The following is a 14,667-nucleotide window of genomic DNA, read 5'->3' on the forward strand; positions in this document are numbered from 1 at the left end:
CTAGGACTCCTTGTGGGAGGCCGTGCCCGCGAGGGCACGAACGGTGCGGGAAGGGCTGGGACGGCCCAGCCGCTCGGCCATCCACACGCTGGTGGCGGTGAGCCGGCCGAGATCGACCCCGGTCTCGATGCCGAGGCCGTTGAGCATCCACACGAGGTCTTCGGTGGCGAGGTTTCCGGTGGCGCTCTTCGCGTACGGGCAGCCGCCGAGGCCGCCCGCGGAGGCGTCCACGGTCGTGACGCCGTGCTCCAGCGCCGCAAAGGTGTTGGCCAGCGCCTGGCCGTACGTGTCGTGGAAGTGCACCCCGACGGCGCTGGTGGGCACACCCTCCTCGTTGAGCTGGGCGAGCAGGGTGAGGACATGGCCGGGCGTGGCGACGCCGATCGTGTCGCCGAGGCTCAGCTCGTCGCAGCCCAGGTCCATGAGCCGCTTGGCGACGCGGACGACCTGGTGGACGGGCACCCTGCCCTCCCAGGGGTCGCCGAAGCACATCGAGAGATAGCCGCGGACGTGCACCTTGTCGGCCTTGGCGCGGGTGACGACCGGCTCGAACATCGCGAGCGACTCGTCGATCGTCCGGTTGAGGTTCCGGGCGGCGAAGGTCTCCGTTGCGGACCCGAAGACGGCGATCCGGCGCGCGCCGAGGGCGAGGGCGCGGTCGAGCCCGCGTTCGTTCGGTACGAGGACGGGGAAGGTGACGCCCTCGATGCCGGCGAGCCGTGGGAACAGCTCCTCGGCATCGGCCAGTTGAGGCACCCACTTCGGGTGCACGAAACTGGTCGCCTCGATGGTCGTCAGCCCGGCGTCGGCCAGGCGGTGGATGAACTCCGCCTTCACGTCCGTCGGGACGGATGTCTTCTCGTTCTGCAGCCCGTCGCGCGGGCCCACTTCATGGATCCGCACCCGCGGCGGAAGGTTCGCGACGGGCACCTCCATCGGCAGTCCGGCGGTCATTCCTCGCCCCTTTCCTGCGCTCGGCTCGCCTCCGGGGCGCTGGAGCCACTGTCGACGGTCGACCGTGCTCGGCCACTCGTTCCTCGCGGCCTCTGCGCGCTCTCCCTTTCGAAAGCGGCGCCCCCCTCTGGCTCGCTCGCGGGCTCGCGCGGGGTGACGACAGCGAGCACCTGGTCCATGGCGACCGTGGCCCCCGGTGTGACGTCCAGCTCGGTGACGGTGCCGGCGTGCGGGGCGGAGATGACGTGCTCCATCTTCATCGCCTCGACGACGAGCAGACTCTGGCCTGCGGTGACCTCGTCGCCGACCGCCACCTTGACCACCGTGACGGTGCCGGGCATGGGCGCGGCGAGCGTGTCCGCGCCCTGCCGGGCGGCGCCGCTGAGACTCGCCGCGACGGGGTCGTGGTCCAGGACGTGCCAGGCGTCGCCGTCCCTGCCGAGCCAGGTCCCTCCGGGGGTGGCGGCGCAGGTGAAGGTGTGGGTGACGCCGTCGACTTCGACGGTGACGGTGCCGATCTTCTCCGTGCCGGCGGCGTGTGTGTCCGTCATCGAGCTCCCCCGGAGCTTCGCCCGGGAGGCGCCCCCGGCAGGCATGTCGGGCATCCGGACCGTCAGCGGATCGTGGCCGGGCACGCGGAAGTGGTGGACCGTCGGGGCCGGTTCGCCGCCCAGGCGCCAGCCGGACGGGACCGAGAACGGGTCGACCCAGCCGTCCGGGCCCGCGGACGGGGCGGGACGGCGCAGCAGGGCCGCCGCCTCGTACACCTCGTCCGGCACGCCGTCCGGCACCAGCCCGTCCACCTCGCGCTCCACGAGGCCCGTGTCCAGCTCGCCGGACACGACTGCGGGGTGGGCCAGCAGCCGGCGGAGGAAGCCCGCGTTGGTCGGGACGCCGAGGGTGACCGTGTCCGCGAGGGCCGCCCGCAGCTTGCGCAGGGCGGTCGGGCGGTCGGGGCCGTGGGCGATGACCTTCGACAGCATCGGGTCGTACAGGCTGGAGACCTCCGTGCCCTCGCTGAGACCCGAGTCCGTGCGGATGCCGTCGCCCTGCGGCTCGCGGAGGGCGAGGACCGTGCCGCCCGAGGGGAGGAAGCCGCGGGAGCCCTCCTTGACGGACACAGTCTCCGCGCAGATACGGGCCTCGATCGCGTGGCCGGTGAGGCTGATGTCCTCCTGGGCGAAGGGGAGCCGCTCGCCGGCGGCCACCCGGAGCTGCCACTCCACCAGGTCGATGCCGGTGATCAGTTCGGTCACCGGGTGCTCGACCTGGAGGCGGGTGTTCATCTCCATGAAGTAGTACGAGGAAGGGTCCCCGCCCGGGACGATGAACTCCACCGTGCCCGCGCCCCGGTATCCGCAGGACCGTGCGGCCTGGACCGCCGCCTCGCCCATCGCCGCCCGGGTCTTCTCGTCGAGAAGGACCGAGGGCGCCTCCTCGATGATCTTCTGGTGCCGGCGCTGCAGCGAGCACTCGCGCTCACCGAGGTGCACCACGTTGCCGTGCGCGTCCGCGAGGACCTGGATCTCGATGTGCCGGGGGCGGTCGACCCAGCGCTCCACGAGCAGCGTGTCGTCACCGAACGACGCCCGCGCCTCGCGCCGCGCCGCCGCGATCTCCTCCAGCAGCGCCGACTCGACGCGCGTGAGGCGCATGCCCTTGCCGCCGCCGCCCGCCGAGGGCTTCAGCAGCACCGGCATGCCGATCTCGCGGGCTGCGTCGGCCAGCTGGTCGTCGGTCAGCCCGGATCCGGACGAGCCGGGGACCACCGGAACCCCGGCGGCCCGCACCGTCTCCTTGGCCTGGATCTTGTCACCCATCAGGGAGATCGCCTCGGCGGGCGGCCCGATGAAGACCAGGCCGGCGTCCGCGCAGGCCCGCGCGAACCGCGCGTTCTCCGCGAGGAAGCCGTAGCCGGGGTGGATCGCCTGCGCGCCGCTGCGCTGCGCCGCGTCCAGGAGCCGCTCCACCGAGAGATAGCTCTCCGCCGCCGGCGGCGGGCCCAGCCGCACCGCCGTGTCCGCCTCCCTGACGTGCCGGGCGTCCGCGTCCGCGTCGCTGAAGACGGCGACCGAACGCACCCCCATGGCCCGGAGCGTGCGGATCACGCGGACCGCGATCTCGCCGCGGTTGGCGACCAGCACAGTGTCGAACATCGCCTGTCCTTTGAGTGTCACAGCAGTCCCTCACATCCGGAAGACGCCGAAGCCGGGCTCGCCCAGCGGGGCGTTGGCACAGGCGGTCAGGGCCAGGCCCAGCACCTGCCGGGTCTCCAGCGGGTCGATCACGCCGTCGTCCCACAGCCGGGCGGTCGCGTAGTACGCACTGCCCTGCTGTTCGTACTGGGCGCGGATCGGGGCCTTGAAGGCCTCTTCCTCCTCGGCGGGCCATTCCTCGCCGCGGCCCTCGATCTGGTCGCGCTTGACGGTGGCGAGCACCGAGGCGGCCTGCTCGCCGCCCATGACCGAGATCTTGGCGTTGGGCCACATCCACAGGAAGCGGGGCGAGTACGCCCGCCCGCACATCGAGTAGTTCCCCGCGCCGTACGAACCGCCGACGACGACCGTCAGTTTCGGCACCCGCGTGCACGCCACGGCCGTGACCATCTTCGCGCCGTGCTTGGCGATGCCGCCTGCCTCGTAGTCCTTGCCGACCATGAAGCCCGAGATGTTCTGCAGGAACAGCAGTGGGATGCCGCGCTGGTCGCACAGCTCGATGAAGTGCGCGCCCTTCTGGGCGGATTCGGCGAACAGGATGCCGTTGTTGGCGACGATCCCGACCGGGTGGCCGTGGATCCGGGCGAAGCCGGTGACCAGGGTCGTACCGAACTCGGCCTTGAACTCCGCGAACCGCGAGCCGTCCACCACCCGGGCGATGACCTCCCGCACGTCGTACGGGGTGCGGGAGTCCACCGGCACCGCGCCGTACAGCCCGAACGGATCGACCTTCGGCTCCTCGGCGGGCTCCACCGACCAGGGGAGCGGACCGCGCTCCGGCAGGGTCGCCACGATGTTCTGCACGATCCTCAGCGCGTGGGCGTCGTCCTCCGCCAGATGGTCCGTGACGCCGGAGATCCGGGAGTGGACCTCGCCGCCGCCGAGCTCCTCGGCTGTGACCACCTCGCCGGTCGCGGCCTTCACCAGTGGCGGGCCGCCCAGGAAGATCGTGCCCTGGTTCCGCACGATCACGGCCTCGTCGCTCATCGCCGGGACGTACGCCCCGCCGGCCGTGCAGGAGCCGAGCACCGCCGCGATCTGCGGGATGCGGGCGCCGGAGAGCCGCGCCTGGTTGTAGAAGATCCGGCCGAAGTGCTCGCGGTCGGGGAAGACCTCGTCCTGCATCGGCAGGAAGGCGCCGCCCGAGTCGACGAGATAGACGCACGGAAGGCGGTTCTCCAGCGCCACCTCCTGGGCGCGGAGGTGCTTCTTCACCGTCATCGGGTAGTAGGTGCCGCCCTTGACCGTGGCGTCATTGGCGACGATCACGACCTCGCGGCCGCTGACCCGGCCGATCCCGGCGATCACGCCGGCCGCCGGGGCCTGACCCTCGTACATCCCCTCGGCCGCGAGCGGCGCGAGCTCCAGGAACGGCGAGCCCGGGTCCAGCAGCGCGTCCACCCGGTCGCGCGGCAGCAGCTTCCCGCGCGCGGTGTGCCGGGCGCGGGCCTTCTCGCCGCCGCCCAGCCGGGCCGCGGCCAGCTTCGCGCGGAGTGTGTCGGCCAGGGCGCGGTGTGCCGCTTCATTGGCCTGCCAAGCCTGGGAGGCGGGGTCTGCCGCGCTCGCCAGCACAGGTGCCTGCTGCATCCGGCAGGGCTCCCTTCGTGTTAATGAGCGTTAACCCATTTCCTTCAGGTTAACGAGCGCTAACTGCGTTGTCTAGAATCAATGGCATGAGCACCCGGACCGACACCTCCACCCGGCGCGAGCAGATCCTCAGGGAGGCCGCCCGCCTCTTCGCCGAGCGCGGCTTCCACGGCGTGGGCGTCGACGAGATAGGCGCGGCCGTCGGCATCAGCGGCCCAGGGCTGTACCGCCACTTCGCCGGCAAGGACGCGATGCTCGCCGAGTTGCTGGTCGGCATCTCCGGCCGGCTGCTGGACGGCGGTCGGCGCCGGGTCGCCGAGGCCGACGGCGACGGCGGGCCGGAGCAGGTGCTCGCCTCGCTGATCGACGGCCACATCGACTTCGCCCTCGACGACCGCTCCCTGATCACCCTGCACGACAGGGAGCTGGACCGCCTGCGGGACAGCGACCGCAAGCTCGTGCGACAGCTGCAGCGGCAGTACGTCGAGCTGTGGGTGGACGTCGTCCGCAAGTTGCACCCGGAGGTCCCCGAGGGTCAGGCCCGGGCGGCCGTCCACGCGGTCTTCGGGCTGCTCAACTCCACCCCGCACCTCGGGTCGTACGGAAACGGTCTGCCGAACCGCGCCTCGATGGAGGAGCTGCTGCGCAAGCTGGCGCACGGCGCGTTCGCCTCGCTGTCCGCGTGATGCGGCCGCAGCGCGCGTCCAGTCACCGGGACGTCCGGCACGCTCCGCACACCTGACGGCACAATGGGCTCATGCCGATACCGAACCGCGCCGCCCTCGTCGACCATCTCGTCCGCACGCGTATTGCCGGAGAGGTCGCCACACCCCGCGACAACAACCTCTCCCACTACCGCAAGCTCGCCAACGGAGACCGCCACTACTGGCTGGGCCTCGAGCTCGGCGACCGCTGGACCGACGAGCAGGACGTGCTGGCCGTGATGGCCGAGCGCTGCGGCGTCGTCGACGATCCGCAGCACCGGTTCGGGCAGGACACCATCGACCCCGAGCTGACCGTCGACGCCCTGGACCGGATGGCGGCGCGGCTGAAGGAGGCGGCGGCGGCCGGGGAATCGGTGCTTTTCGCGACCGGTCACCCGGGCGGGCTGCTGGATGTGCACCGGCAGACCGCGGACGCGCTGAGAGCCGCGGGCTGCGAGATCGTACGGATCCCGTCGGGGCTCACCGCGGACGAGGGCATGGTCTACCAGTTCGCCGACGTCGCGATGCTGGAGCGCGGCGCGACCCTGTGGCACACCCATTCACCGGAGCCGATGGCCGCGATCCTGGACGGCCTGGAGCGCGAGGGCCGGCAGCTGCCGGACCTGGTGGTCGCCGACCACGGCTGGGCGGGCTGCGCGGGCCAGCGCGGCATCGACGCCATCGGCTATGCCGACTGCAACGACCCGGCGCTGTTCATCGGCGAGGCGGAGGGCACCCTTCGGGTGACGGTTCCGCTGGACGACCACGTCACCGACCCCCGCTTCTACGAGCCGATGACGGCGTACCTCCTGGACGCGGCGGGACTCAGCTCCTCCGAGTGACCCATGGGGGACGCCACTCGGAGGGGCTCAGCACCGCCGAGCAGGCGGGCTTGCTCCTGACGGCGGTCCGTACGTCGGCCGGACCGCCCACCCCTTCCTCCGCCGAGCACGGCGACGGCGACCGGTCGCGATGCCACCGGCAACGGCTCGGCAACGGCGACGGCCCTGGTGATCTGCGCGGTTCCGCCGCCGGGCGACGCCGCCCGGGCGCGGGCGACGCCACGCCCGGGCGGCGGTCCGGGCCGCATCGCAGGCCGACTCATCGGCGTACGACGGTTCCTCCTCGGCCGGTGGCACCGCAGGCGAATCCCCTCGGCGGGCGGGCCGTGCGGCCCGTGCAGCGAGGGTCCCGGGAGTTTGGTCGGGCCCCGGGGATCCCGGTGGGCGCTTGTGGCGTCCTAGGATCTGCATCCAGGCTCGCAGCCCCAGGCACCACATCGCTCACACCACAGGACGACCTTTGCTCTACGACTTGAGGCCGCCGGTGCGTGTGCTCGTCGTCGACGACGAGGAGCTCGTACGCGCCGCACTGCAGCGCATCCTCGACGCCGCCGACGCGATCACCGTCGAAGGGACCTGCGACGGCCCCGATGCCGTCGAGGCGGTCGGGCGGCTCGCCCCCGACGTGGTGCTGCTGGACATCGACATGCCGTCCGTCGGCGGCCTGGAGGTGCTGCGCCGTCTGCGCGCACTTCCCCGGCCGCCCGTCGTGGCCATGCTCACCGCCCTCGACCGGGCCGACCACGTCGAGCGCGCGCTGCGGGGCGGCGCCGCCGGATTTCTGCTCAAGAGCACCGAGCCGAGGCTGTTCGTGGACGCCGTGCGGCTGCTCGCCGCAGGTGGCGTCATCTGCACACCGCCGGGCAGCGCGGACGTCTTCGCCCGTTACGCCGGCTCGGCGCCGATACTCGGCCCCGACGTGTCCGACGCGTCCGACGGGCCGGCCGGGCTCACCGACCGCGAGCGCGAGGTCCTTGCACTGATCGCGGCCGGTCTGCCCAACAGCGACATCGCCGCCCACCTCGGCATGGGCGTGACCACGGTCAAGACCCACATCGGGGCGCTCAAGCGAAAGCTCGCCGTCACCAGCCGGGTGGGTCTCGCCAACGTGGTCCACCGATCCGCCGCCGGGCGAGGTCCGGAATGACCGCCCGCCTCTGGGCAGTCGAAGCGCTCGTCGTTGTCGTCGCCGTCGCCGAGGCACTTGCGACCCGGTACTGGCTGGAGGACTGGATGTTCGCCGGCGCGCTCGCCGTCGCAGTCGTCCTCGTGCTGCGCAGGCGATTCCCCCGGACGGTTCTCGCTCTCGCGCTGCCCACCCTCGCCACCGGCGTGCTGTGGCTGCCCGCGATGTGCGCGCTGCACGCACTCGCCGCATCCGAACGCCGCCGCGGCGAGGTGATCGCCGGGTCGGCGGCCGTCGCGGTCGTCGCGTTCGTCCCGTGGCGGGACCTCGACGGGTACGCCTGGACGCTCCCCGACACCACCCTCGGCGTACTGCTGGCCGGGCTGCTGGCAGTCGCCCCCGCCGCGCTGGGCCTGCTCGGCCGCGCCCGCCGCGAACTCGCCGCCCGCCTGGCCGAACTGGCCCTGTCCCGGGAACGCGAGCGCCGGTACGCCGCCGAGCAGGCGGCGCTGCGGGAAAGGGAGCGGCTGGCCCGGGACGTCCACGACACGGCAGCCCACCATCTGAGCCTGATCAGCCTTCGCTGCACCGCACTCGCCGCCGCGGCGGACTCCCCCGACTACCGCCAGGAGGCCGAGGCGCTGGGCGAGCTGAGCAGACGTGCGGCGGCCGACCTGCGCCAGGCGATCCGCCACGAGCCCCCTGGCCTGGCGCAGCTCCCCGAACTCGTGGTGGCCGCGGGCGACGGTGTGCGCGCGGACCTCGCCCGAGCGGACCTCGCGGGCTGCTCGCCGGAGATCCAGCACACCGCGTACCGCATCGTTCAGGAGGCACTGACGAACGTGCGCCGACACGCGCCGGGCGCCCGGGCCGATGTCGCGGTGCGCTACACACCCGACTCCGTGCACATCTCCGTCCGCAACGGGCCACCGTCCGTGCCCGGTCCGCGCCCCGACCTCCCGGGAGGCCAGGGTCTGCCGGGTCTGAGGGCCCGCACGGCGGCTCTCGGCGGCACCCTCACCACGGCCCCGGCGCCGGACGGCGGCTTCGCCCTCGAGGCGGTACTGCCGTTGTCGACGCCGGCTTCGTGGTGATGCGCAGCGCAGCCGTCGAGGGACGGGCACGCACCGCCGTGCCCGAGCGTCAGGACGAGCCGTGCGGGACGCGGACCACGCCCTCCTGGATCACCGAGATGGCCAGCCGCCCGTCCTGCGTGTAGATACGGGCCTGGCCGAGGCCTCGCCCGCCGTGCGCCGACGGCGACTCCTGGTCGTACAGCAGCCATTCGTCCGCGCGGAACGGCCGGTGGAACCACATCGCGTGGTCCAGCGAGGCGCCCACGACGTCCCCGACCGCCCAGCCGCCCCGCCCGTGCGCGAGCAGCACCGAGTCGAGCAGCGTCATGTCGGAGACGTAGGTGGCGAGGCAGACGTGCAGCAGCGGGTCGTCGGAGTAGTCGTCGAGTTTGCCGTTCGTACGGAACCACACCTGCGAGCGCGGCTCGCGGGGCTGCCCGACGCTGGCCCACGGCGGCGCGTCGACGTAGCGCAGATCGACCGCGGAGCGGGCCTGGACCATCCGCTCGGCGATGTGCGCGGGCAGGTGGAGCGGCAGCATCTCGGCGGCCGTCGGCAGCGTCTCCGGGTCCGGCGCCGGCGGCATCTCCGCCTGGTGGTCGAGTCCCTCCTCGTACGTCTGGAAGGACGCCGAGAGATGGAAGATCGGATGCCCGTGCTGGACGGCGACGACCCGGCGGGTGGTGAAGGAGCGTCCGTCGCGGATGCGGTCGACCGTGTAGACGATCGGCGCGCCCGGGTCGCCGGGGCGCAGGAAGTACGCGTGCAGGGAGTGCGCCGCCCGGTCGCCCGGGACGGTGCGGCCCGCGGCGACCAGGGCCTGTGCGGCGACCTGGCCGCCGAAGACGCGCGGCACGACTGCGGAGCGGCTCTGGCCGCGGAAGATGTCCTGCTCGATCTGTTCCAGGTCGAGCAGATCGAGCAGGGACTGCAGAGCTTCGTTCATGTTTGAACAGGTATCAGTCGGCCAGGTCGACCGGGTTACAGACCCATGTCCTTGGCGATGATCGACTTCATGACCTCGCTGGTGCCGCCGTAGATGCGGTTCACGCGGTTGTCGGCGTAGAGGCGGGCGATCGGGTACTCGTTCATGTAGCCGTAGCCGCCGTGCAGCTGGAGGCAGCGGTCGATGACACGGTGCGCGACCTCGGTACAGAACAGCTTGGCGGAGGCGGCCTCGGCGGGCGTGAGCTCGCCGGCGTCCAGGGCCTCCAGGGCGCGGTCGGCGACGGCCTCGGCGGCGTCCACCTCGGCCTGGCAGGCGGCCAGCTCGAACTTGGTGTTCTGGAAGCTGGCGACCGGCTTGCCGAAGACCGTGCGGTCCTGCACGTACTGCTGGGCGAACCGGACGGCGGCCTTGGCCTGCGCGTACGCGCCGAAGGCGATGCCCCAGCGCTCGGAGGGCAGGTTCTGGCCGAGGTAGTAGAAGCCCTTGTTCTCCTCGCCGAGCAGGTCCTCGACCGGCACCTTCACGTCGACGAACGCCAGCTCGGCGGTGTCGGAGGTGCGCAGGCCGAGCTTGTCCAGCTTGCGGCCGATGGAGTAGCCCTCGGACTTGGTGTCCACGGCGAACAGGGATATGCCGAAGCGGCGGTCGTCCTCGCGCGGGGCGGAGGTGCGGGCGCAGACGATCACACGGTCGGCGTGCACACCGCCGGTGATGAAGGTCTTGGCGCCGTTGAGGACGTAGTGCGTGCCGTCGTCCGAGAGCCTGGCGGTGGTCTTCATGCCCGCGACGTCGGAGCCGGTGCCCGGCTCGGTCATCGCCAGCGCCCACATCTCCTCGCCGGTGACGAACTTCGTCAGGTAGCGCTTCTTCTGCTCGTCCGTGGCGAGCATCTTGATGTAGGGCAGGGCGAGCAGCACGTGCACGCCGGAACCGCCGAACTGGACGCCCGCGCGCGAGGTCTCCTCGTAGAGCACGGCCTCGAACTTGTGCGTGTCCATGCCCGCGCCGCCGAACTCCTCGGGGACGTTGATCCCGAAGATGCCCAGCTCGCCGAGCTTGTCGTAGAAGTCGCGCGGCGCCTGGCCCGCGGCGAACCACTCGTCGTAGACGGGGACGACCTCGGCCTCGATGAAGGCGCGGATCGTCTCGCGGAACGCCTCGTGGTCCTCGTTGAATACGGTCCGGCGCACGGACGCCTCCTCGTGACTGCATGGGTACGGACTGTCTAAGCGCTTGCTCAGTCCAAGTTACCCGGCAGTTCGCGAGGCTGTCCAGAGTGAGAAGGAGCACGCTCCCATGCCGCCCGACGCAAGCTGTTGTCGTTGTTGAGTGTGACCACCGCCCTCCGCCGGCTCCGGGCTCAGCCCGCCGCGAGCGGAGGCGGGTCCGCTTGTGGGTCCCCGCCGTCGTAGGCGTTGAGTGCGGTCTGGCGGCAGGCCAGGAGCTGGTCGAGGTCGTCGGGCGTCGGGCGCTCCTGGGCCAGCTTCACGGTCGCCTTGCCCTCCACCGCCGCCCAGGCGTGCCGGGCGCGTTTGTTCGCCCTGCACCTGGTGGCGCTCCGCAGGAAGCCCGCCCCGGCCGCGAACCCGGCAGAGGCCAGGGCGAGCAGGGCCGCGGGAATCCGTGCGTCAGCCGTGGCCAGTCCTGCCGCTCCCGCCGAGCCGGCGAGCAGGGCGGCGGGGAAACCGAGGGCGATGTCGGCCTTGGCCCAGAACTCGGCGCGCCGGTGGGCGAGTGTCTTCTGCCGCGTTGCCTCGTCCCGTAGGCGTTCGATCTCGACACGCAGGCGGCGCCCGGGGTCCGGAGTGCGGAGCGTGGTTCCGTGAGCGGGAGTGACCATGAAGGCATTCCAACACGCCTGCACCAGAAGGGACTTGGGTCGTTCACGACAGTGTTCGGGTGCGGCGTTGGTGGGCTCCCTACGGATCCGTGGACGCCCTACGGAACCGAGGGCTCACGTGTGCGGTCCGTACCGCAGCGCGAACCAGAGCTCCATCCGTACGTCCGCCTCGTCCAGGTCCACCCCGAGGAGCGTCGAGCAGCGGGTGATGCGCTGGCGCACCGTGTTGCGGTGAACGCCCAGGGCGACCGCCGTCCGGTCCCAGCTGCCGTGCAGCGAGAGCCAGACGCGCAGGGTCTCCGTGAGTGCGGGCGAGCCCGCGAGGGGCGCGAGGAGGGCACGGGCGTGCACGGCGGCCTCGTCGGGCGGGATCAGCTCGCCGAGCCCGGTGGCGCGCTGGCGGACCAGCGGCTCCCGGGTCGCCTCGGCCCGGCGCAGGGCGCGCGCGGCAGCCGTGTCGGCCGCGGAGAGATCGGCGGGGGTGGTGGGGGCGCTCACGCCGAGGGTCCAGCCCGGCTGCGGCTCGACCCGGCGGTCACCGGAGAGCAGGACCCGTACCGTCGCACCGTCCGCGTCCACCAGCGCGCTGCCCAGCACCGCGCCGAGCGCCGAGGCCGCGATCCGGTCGGGCGGTGGGCCGGGGCGGGCGGCGTGCACCACGGTCCACGGACCCGGCCCGAGCGCAGGCGCCACCTCGGCGGGGGCAGCCCCCAGCAGCAGCCGCACCAGCGCCGCCGACCGCCCGGTCGCGTCCACGCCCTGGTGCGGTGCCGTCAGCAGTGAGAGCAGGACCACGGCCACGCCGGCCACGGTGTGTCCGCCGGGCTCGCGCGCCTCGGTCGCGATCCCCAGCACCAGCCCCTCGCCGCCGCCGAGCGCGTACGCGGCAAGGCTGATGCCGTCGACGGTGTCGGTCGCGGAGGCGGGCGTGCGGCGGCCGCTGCCGCCGGGGGAGTCGGCGGGTGGTGCCGAGGGCTCCGCACCGGCCGCTCCCGTCGTGCGCGGTGCCGGCGCGGGCCGGCCGGGCCCCGGCTCCTCGTCCGCCGCCGGCCTGACCACCGCCGCCAGCCGAGCCAGCGCCGCGCGGGCATCGGCGGGCGGCCGGCGCCCGGACGCGTACAGGGCCGAGCCGTCCGGGGACAGGAGCACGGCCCAGCCGCCCAACCGGGACGCCAGTTGCTGCAGTACCGCCGGGACCGGGTCCGGGCGGGCGGCCGCGGTCGCCAGGCCCTGCTGGGCCTCGCTCACCCGGCGCACCTCCTGGAGGCGGACCTGGGCCATGAGCCGCCAGACCGCGCGGGCGATCGCGGTGAACGGGGTCTGCGGCGGCACCTCGACCAGCGGCAGCCCGTGCCGCTCGCACGCCTCGACGAGCGCGCGCGGGACGGTGTCGTACACGGGAGCGACCCCGAAGCCGATCGCTGCACCGCCCGCCTCGACCACGCGGGCCGCGTACCTGTCCATGTTGGCGTCGGTCAGCTGGACGCCCGCCGTCAGCAGCAGCTCGCCGCCCAGCAGATAGGGGTACGGATCGTCCATCTCCGAGGTGTGCACCCACTGGATGGTCGCGTTCTCCGGGTCCGTGGTGCCCGCGACGAGCCGCAGGCCGAGGTCCTCGCGGGCCAGCAGTGCGGCCAGTGGGATGGGAGGGGCCGGTGGGGCCGAAGGGGCGACGGGTGAAGCGGTGGGGTCCGGCATGGTGGACGTTCCATCCGTGATCGTCTTCGAGAATGGAGGAAACGTACACTTCATCGTCGCTTTTCGGCCACCTATCGTCGAGACGTCCAGCGGCCGCGGGTACGGGCGGATGTCCCCGCACAAGAGCTGCTGCGTCCCCCTCACATCTGCACGACACGCCACCGAGGTGAACGAAGGAGGGCCCCATGGCCGTCGACTACGCAGTGATCGTCGTCTATCTGGCCGGCATGCTGGCCATGGGCTGGTGGGGCATGCGCCGCGCCAAGTCCAAGAGCGAGTTCCTGGTGGCGGGCCGCAGGCTCGGCCCCTGGATGTACTCCGGCACGATGGCTGCCATCGTCCTCGGCGGCGCCTCCACCATCGGCGGCGTCGGCCTCGGCTACAAGTACGGCCTCTCCGGCGCCTGGATGGTCTTCACCATCGGCCTCGGCCTCCTCGCCCTCTCGATCTTCTTCTCCGCGCGCATCGCCCGGCTGAAGGTCTACACCGTCTCCGAGATGCTCGACCTCCGATACGGCGGCCGGGCCGGTCTCATCACCGGTGTCGTGATGTGGGCGTACACCCTCATGCTCGCGGTCACCTCGACCATCGCGTACGCCACGATCTTCGACGTCCTCTTCGACATGAACCGGACGCTCGCGATCATCCTCGGCGGCTCGATCGTGGTCGCATACTCCGCGCTCGGCGGCATGTGGTCGATCACCCTCACCGACATGGTGCAGTTCGTCGTCAAGACGATCGGTGTGCTGCTCCTGCTGCTGCCCATCGCGGTGGTCAAGGCCGGCGGCTTCGCCGAGATGAAGGCCCAGCTGCCCACCGAGTACTTCGCCCCGCTCGGCATCGGCGGCGAGACGATCTTCACGTACGTGCTGATCTACACGTTCGGCATGCTGATCGGCCAGGACATCTGGCAGCGCGTCTTCACCGCCCGCAACGACAAGGTCGCCCGCTACGGCGGCACCGTGGCCGGTACGTACTGCCTCGTCTACGCCCTCGCCGGCGCCGTCATCGGCACCGCGGCGAAGGTGCTCTACCCGAACCTCGCCAACGCCGACGACGCCTTCGCCACCATCGTCAAGGACGAACTGCCGCTCGGCGTGCGGGGCCTGGTCCTCGCCGCCGCGCTCGCCGCCGTGATGTCCACCTCGTCCGGCGCCCTGATCGCCTGCGCCACCGTCGCCAACAACGACATCTGGCAGCGGCTGCGCGGCGCCATCACCCACCGCCGCGAGGACGGCGAGGCGCACGACGAGGTCAAGGGCAACCGGGCGTTCATCCTGATGATGGGTGTCGCGGTGATCGTGATCGCCATCGCCCTCAACAATGTGATCGAGGCACTGACGGTCGCGTACAACCTGCTCGTCGGCGGACTGCTCGTCCCGATCCTCGGCGGACTGCTGTGGAAGCGCGGCACGGTCCACGGCGCGCTGTCCTCCGTCGTCGTCGGCGGCGTCGCGGTCATCGGCCTGATGTGGCACTACGGCATCCTCGCCAACCAGCCTGTCTACTACGGCCTGCTCGCCTCGCTCGTCACCTACGTCATCGTCTCGCTGGCGACCAAGCCGACGGACGAGGCGATCCTGGCCAACTGGCGCGAGCGTCTCGCGGGTCGCGGCCCCGAGGCCGTCGACGAGCCGGTGGCCGAGCCGGCCGTCCCGGCCACCCCCTGAAGCCC

General features: G+C 72.2%; 12 protein-coding genes. 5 read left to right on the plus strand and 7 right to left on the minus strand.

Annotation, left to right across the window (positions count from 1 at the left end):
- The 3 genes from ABT078_RS18365 to ABT078_RS18375 are packed head-to-tail and all read right to left on the minus strand — an operon-like array spanning position 1 to position 4,757.
- Positions 1 to 954 (minus strand): hydroxymethylglutaryl-CoA lyase, encoded by a 954-nt coding sequence (locus ABT078_RS18365; protein ID WP_351228842.1) that lies wholly within the window; start codon positions 952 to 954, stop codon positions 1 to 3.
- Positions 951 to 3,110: an acetyl/propionyl/methylcrotonyl-CoA carboxylase subunit alpha gene (locus ABT078_RS18370; protein ID WP_351228844.1), complete on the minus strand. Its 2,160-nt coding sequence runs from the start codon at positions 3,108 to 3,110 to the stop codon at positions 951 to 953. The genes ABT078_RS18365 and ABT078_RS18370 overlap by 4 nt, the downstream gene beginning before the upstream one ends.
- 30 nt (positions 3,111 to 3,140) lie before the next feature.
- Positions 3,141 to 4,757 carry a carboxyl transferase domain-containing protein gene (locus tag ABT078_RS18375; RefSeq protein ID WP_351228846.1) on the minus strand — a complete coding sequence of 539 codons (1,617 nt, stop codon included), beginning with the start codon at positions 4,755 to 4,757 and terminating at the stop codon, positions 3,141 to 3,143.
- 86 nt (positions 4,758 to 4,843) lie between these two features.
- Here ABT078_RS18375 and ABT078_RS18380 point away from each other — a divergent pair, with 86 nt between their 5' ends.
- The 4 genes from ABT078_RS18380 (at position 4,844) to ABT078_RS18395 (ending at position 8,523) form a co-directional block, all read left to right on the plus strand.
- Positions 4,844 to 5,443, plus strand: coding sequence for an SACE_7040 family transcriptional regulator (locus tag ABT078_RS18380; RefSeq protein WP_351228848.1), 600 nt, complete (start codon positions 4,844 to 4,846; stop codon positions 5,441 to 5,443).
- 71 nt (positions 5,444 to 5,514) lie between these two features.
- Positions 5,515 to 6,303 carry a phosphatase gene (locus ABT078_RS18385; protein WP_351228850.1) on the plus strand — a complete coding sequence of 263 codons (789 nt, stop codon included), beginning with the start codon at positions 5,515 to 5,517 and terminating at the stop codon, positions 6,301 to 6,303.
- Positions 6,304 to 6,763: 460 nt separating this feature from the next.
- Positions 6,764 to 7,450 carry a response regulator gene (locus ABT078_RS18390; RefSeq protein ID WP_351228852.1) on the plus strand — a complete coding sequence of 229 codons (687 nt, stop codon included), beginning with the start codon at positions 6,764 to 6,766 and terminating at the stop codon, positions 7,448 to 7,450.
- Positions 7,447 to 8,523, plus strand: coding sequence for a sensor histidine kinase (locus ABT078_RS18395; protein WP_351228854.1), 1,077 nt, complete (start codon positions 7,447 to 7,449; stop codon positions 8,521 to 8,523). The genes ABT078_RS18390 and ABT078_RS18395 overlap by 4 nt, the downstream gene beginning before the upstream one ends.
- Positions 8,524 to 8,572: 49 nt before the next feature.
- Here ABT078_RS18395 and ABT078_RS18400 read toward each other — a convergent pair whose 3' ends face one another.
- The 4 genes from ABT078_RS18400 to ABT078_RS18415 all read right to left on the minus strand — a co-directional run bounded on the left by ABT078_RS18400 (position 8,573) and on the right by ABT078_RS18415 (position 12,992).
- Positions 8,573 to 9,451: an acyl-CoA thioesterase gene (locus tag ABT078_RS18400; RefSeq protein ID WP_351228856.1), complete on the minus strand. Its 879-nt coding sequence runs from the start codon at positions 9,449 to 9,451 to the stop codon at positions 8,573 to 8,575.
- 35 nt (positions 9,452 to 9,486) lie between these two features.
- Positions 9,487 to 10,644, minus strand: coding sequence for an acyl-CoA dehydrogenase family protein (locus tag ABT078_RS18405; RefSeq protein WP_351228858.1), 1,158 nt, complete (start codon positions 10,642 to 10,644; stop codon positions 9,487 to 9,489).
- A 170-nt stretch (positions 10,645 to 10,814) separates the two neighbouring features.
- Positions 10,815 to 11,294 (minus strand): hypothetical protein, encoded by a 480-nt coding sequence (locus tag ABT078_RS18410; protein WP_351228860.1) that lies wholly within the window; start codon positions 11,292 to 11,294, stop codon positions 10,815 to 10,817.
- Between the two features lie 114 nt (positions 11,295 to 11,408).
- Positions 11,409 to 12,992 carry a PucR family transcriptional regulator ligand-binding domain-containing protein gene (locus tag ABT078_RS18415; protein WP_351228862.1) on the minus strand — a complete coding sequence of 528 codons (1,584 nt, stop codon included), beginning with the start codon at positions 12,990 to 12,992 and terminating at the stop codon, positions 11,409 to 11,411.
- Positions 12,993 to 13,177: 185 nt separating this feature from the next.
- Here ABT078_RS18415 and ABT078_RS18420 point away from each other — a divergent pair, with 185 nt between their 5' ends.
- Positions 13,178 to 14,662 (plus strand): sodium:solute symporter family protein, encoded by a 1,485-nt coding sequence (locus tag ABT078_RS18420; RefSeq protein ID WP_351228864.1) that lies wholly within the window; start codon positions 13,178 to 13,180, stop codon positions 14,660 to 14,662.
- Positions 14,663 to 14,667 lie beyond the last annotated feature (5 nt).

Source organism: Streptomyces sp. NPDC002133, assembly GCF_040296405.1.
In the GTDB taxonomy this organism is placed as follows: Bacteria; Actinomycetota; Actinomycetes; order Streptomycetales; family Streptomycetaceae; genus Streptomyces.

Excerpts from the sequence above, each read along its gene's own strand:
- ABT078_RS18410 (WP_351228860.1), bottom strand. The coding sequence starts at position 11,294 with ATGGTCACTCCCGCTCACGGAACCACGCTCCGCACTCCGGACCCCGGG.
- ABT078_RS18415 (WP_351228862.1), bottom strand. The coding sequence starts at position 12,992 with ATGCCGGACCCCACCGCTTCACCCGTCGCCCCTTCGGCCCCACCGGCC.
- ABT078_RS18380 (WP_351228848.1), top strand. The coding sequence starts at position 4,844 with ATGAGCACCCGGACCGACACCTCCACCCGGCGCGAGCAGATCCTCAGG.
- ABT078_RS18370 (WP_351228844.1), bottom strand. The coding sequence starts at position 3,110 with ATGTTCGACACTGTGCTGGTCGCCAACCGCGGCGAGATCGCGGTCCGC.
- ABT078_RS18375 (WP_351228846.1), bottom strand. The coding sequence starts at position 4,757 with ATGCAGCAGGCACCTGTGCTGGCGAGCGCGGCAGACCCCGCCTCCCAG.
- ABT078_RS18365 (WP_351228842.1), bottom strand. The coding sequence starts at position 954 with ATGACCGCCGGACTGCCGATGGAGGTGCCCGTCGCGAACCTTCCGCCG.
- ABT078_RS18400 (WP_351228856.1), bottom strand. The coding sequence starts at position 9,451 with ATGAACGAAGCTCTGCAGTCCCTGCTCGATCTGCTCGACCTGGAACAG.
- ABT078_RS18395 (WP_351228854.1), top strand. The coding sequence starts at position 7,447 with ATGACCGCCCGCCTCTGGGCAGTCGAAGCGCTCGTCGTTGTCGTCGCC.
- ABT078_RS18420 (WP_351228864.1), top strand. The coding sequence starts at position 13,178 with ATGGCCGTCGACTACGCAGTGATCGTCGTCTATCTGGCCGGCATGCTG.
- ABT078_RS18385 (WP_351228850.1), top strand. The coding sequence starts at position 5,515 with ATGCCGATACCGAACCGCGCCGCCCTCGTCGACCATCTCGTCCGCACG.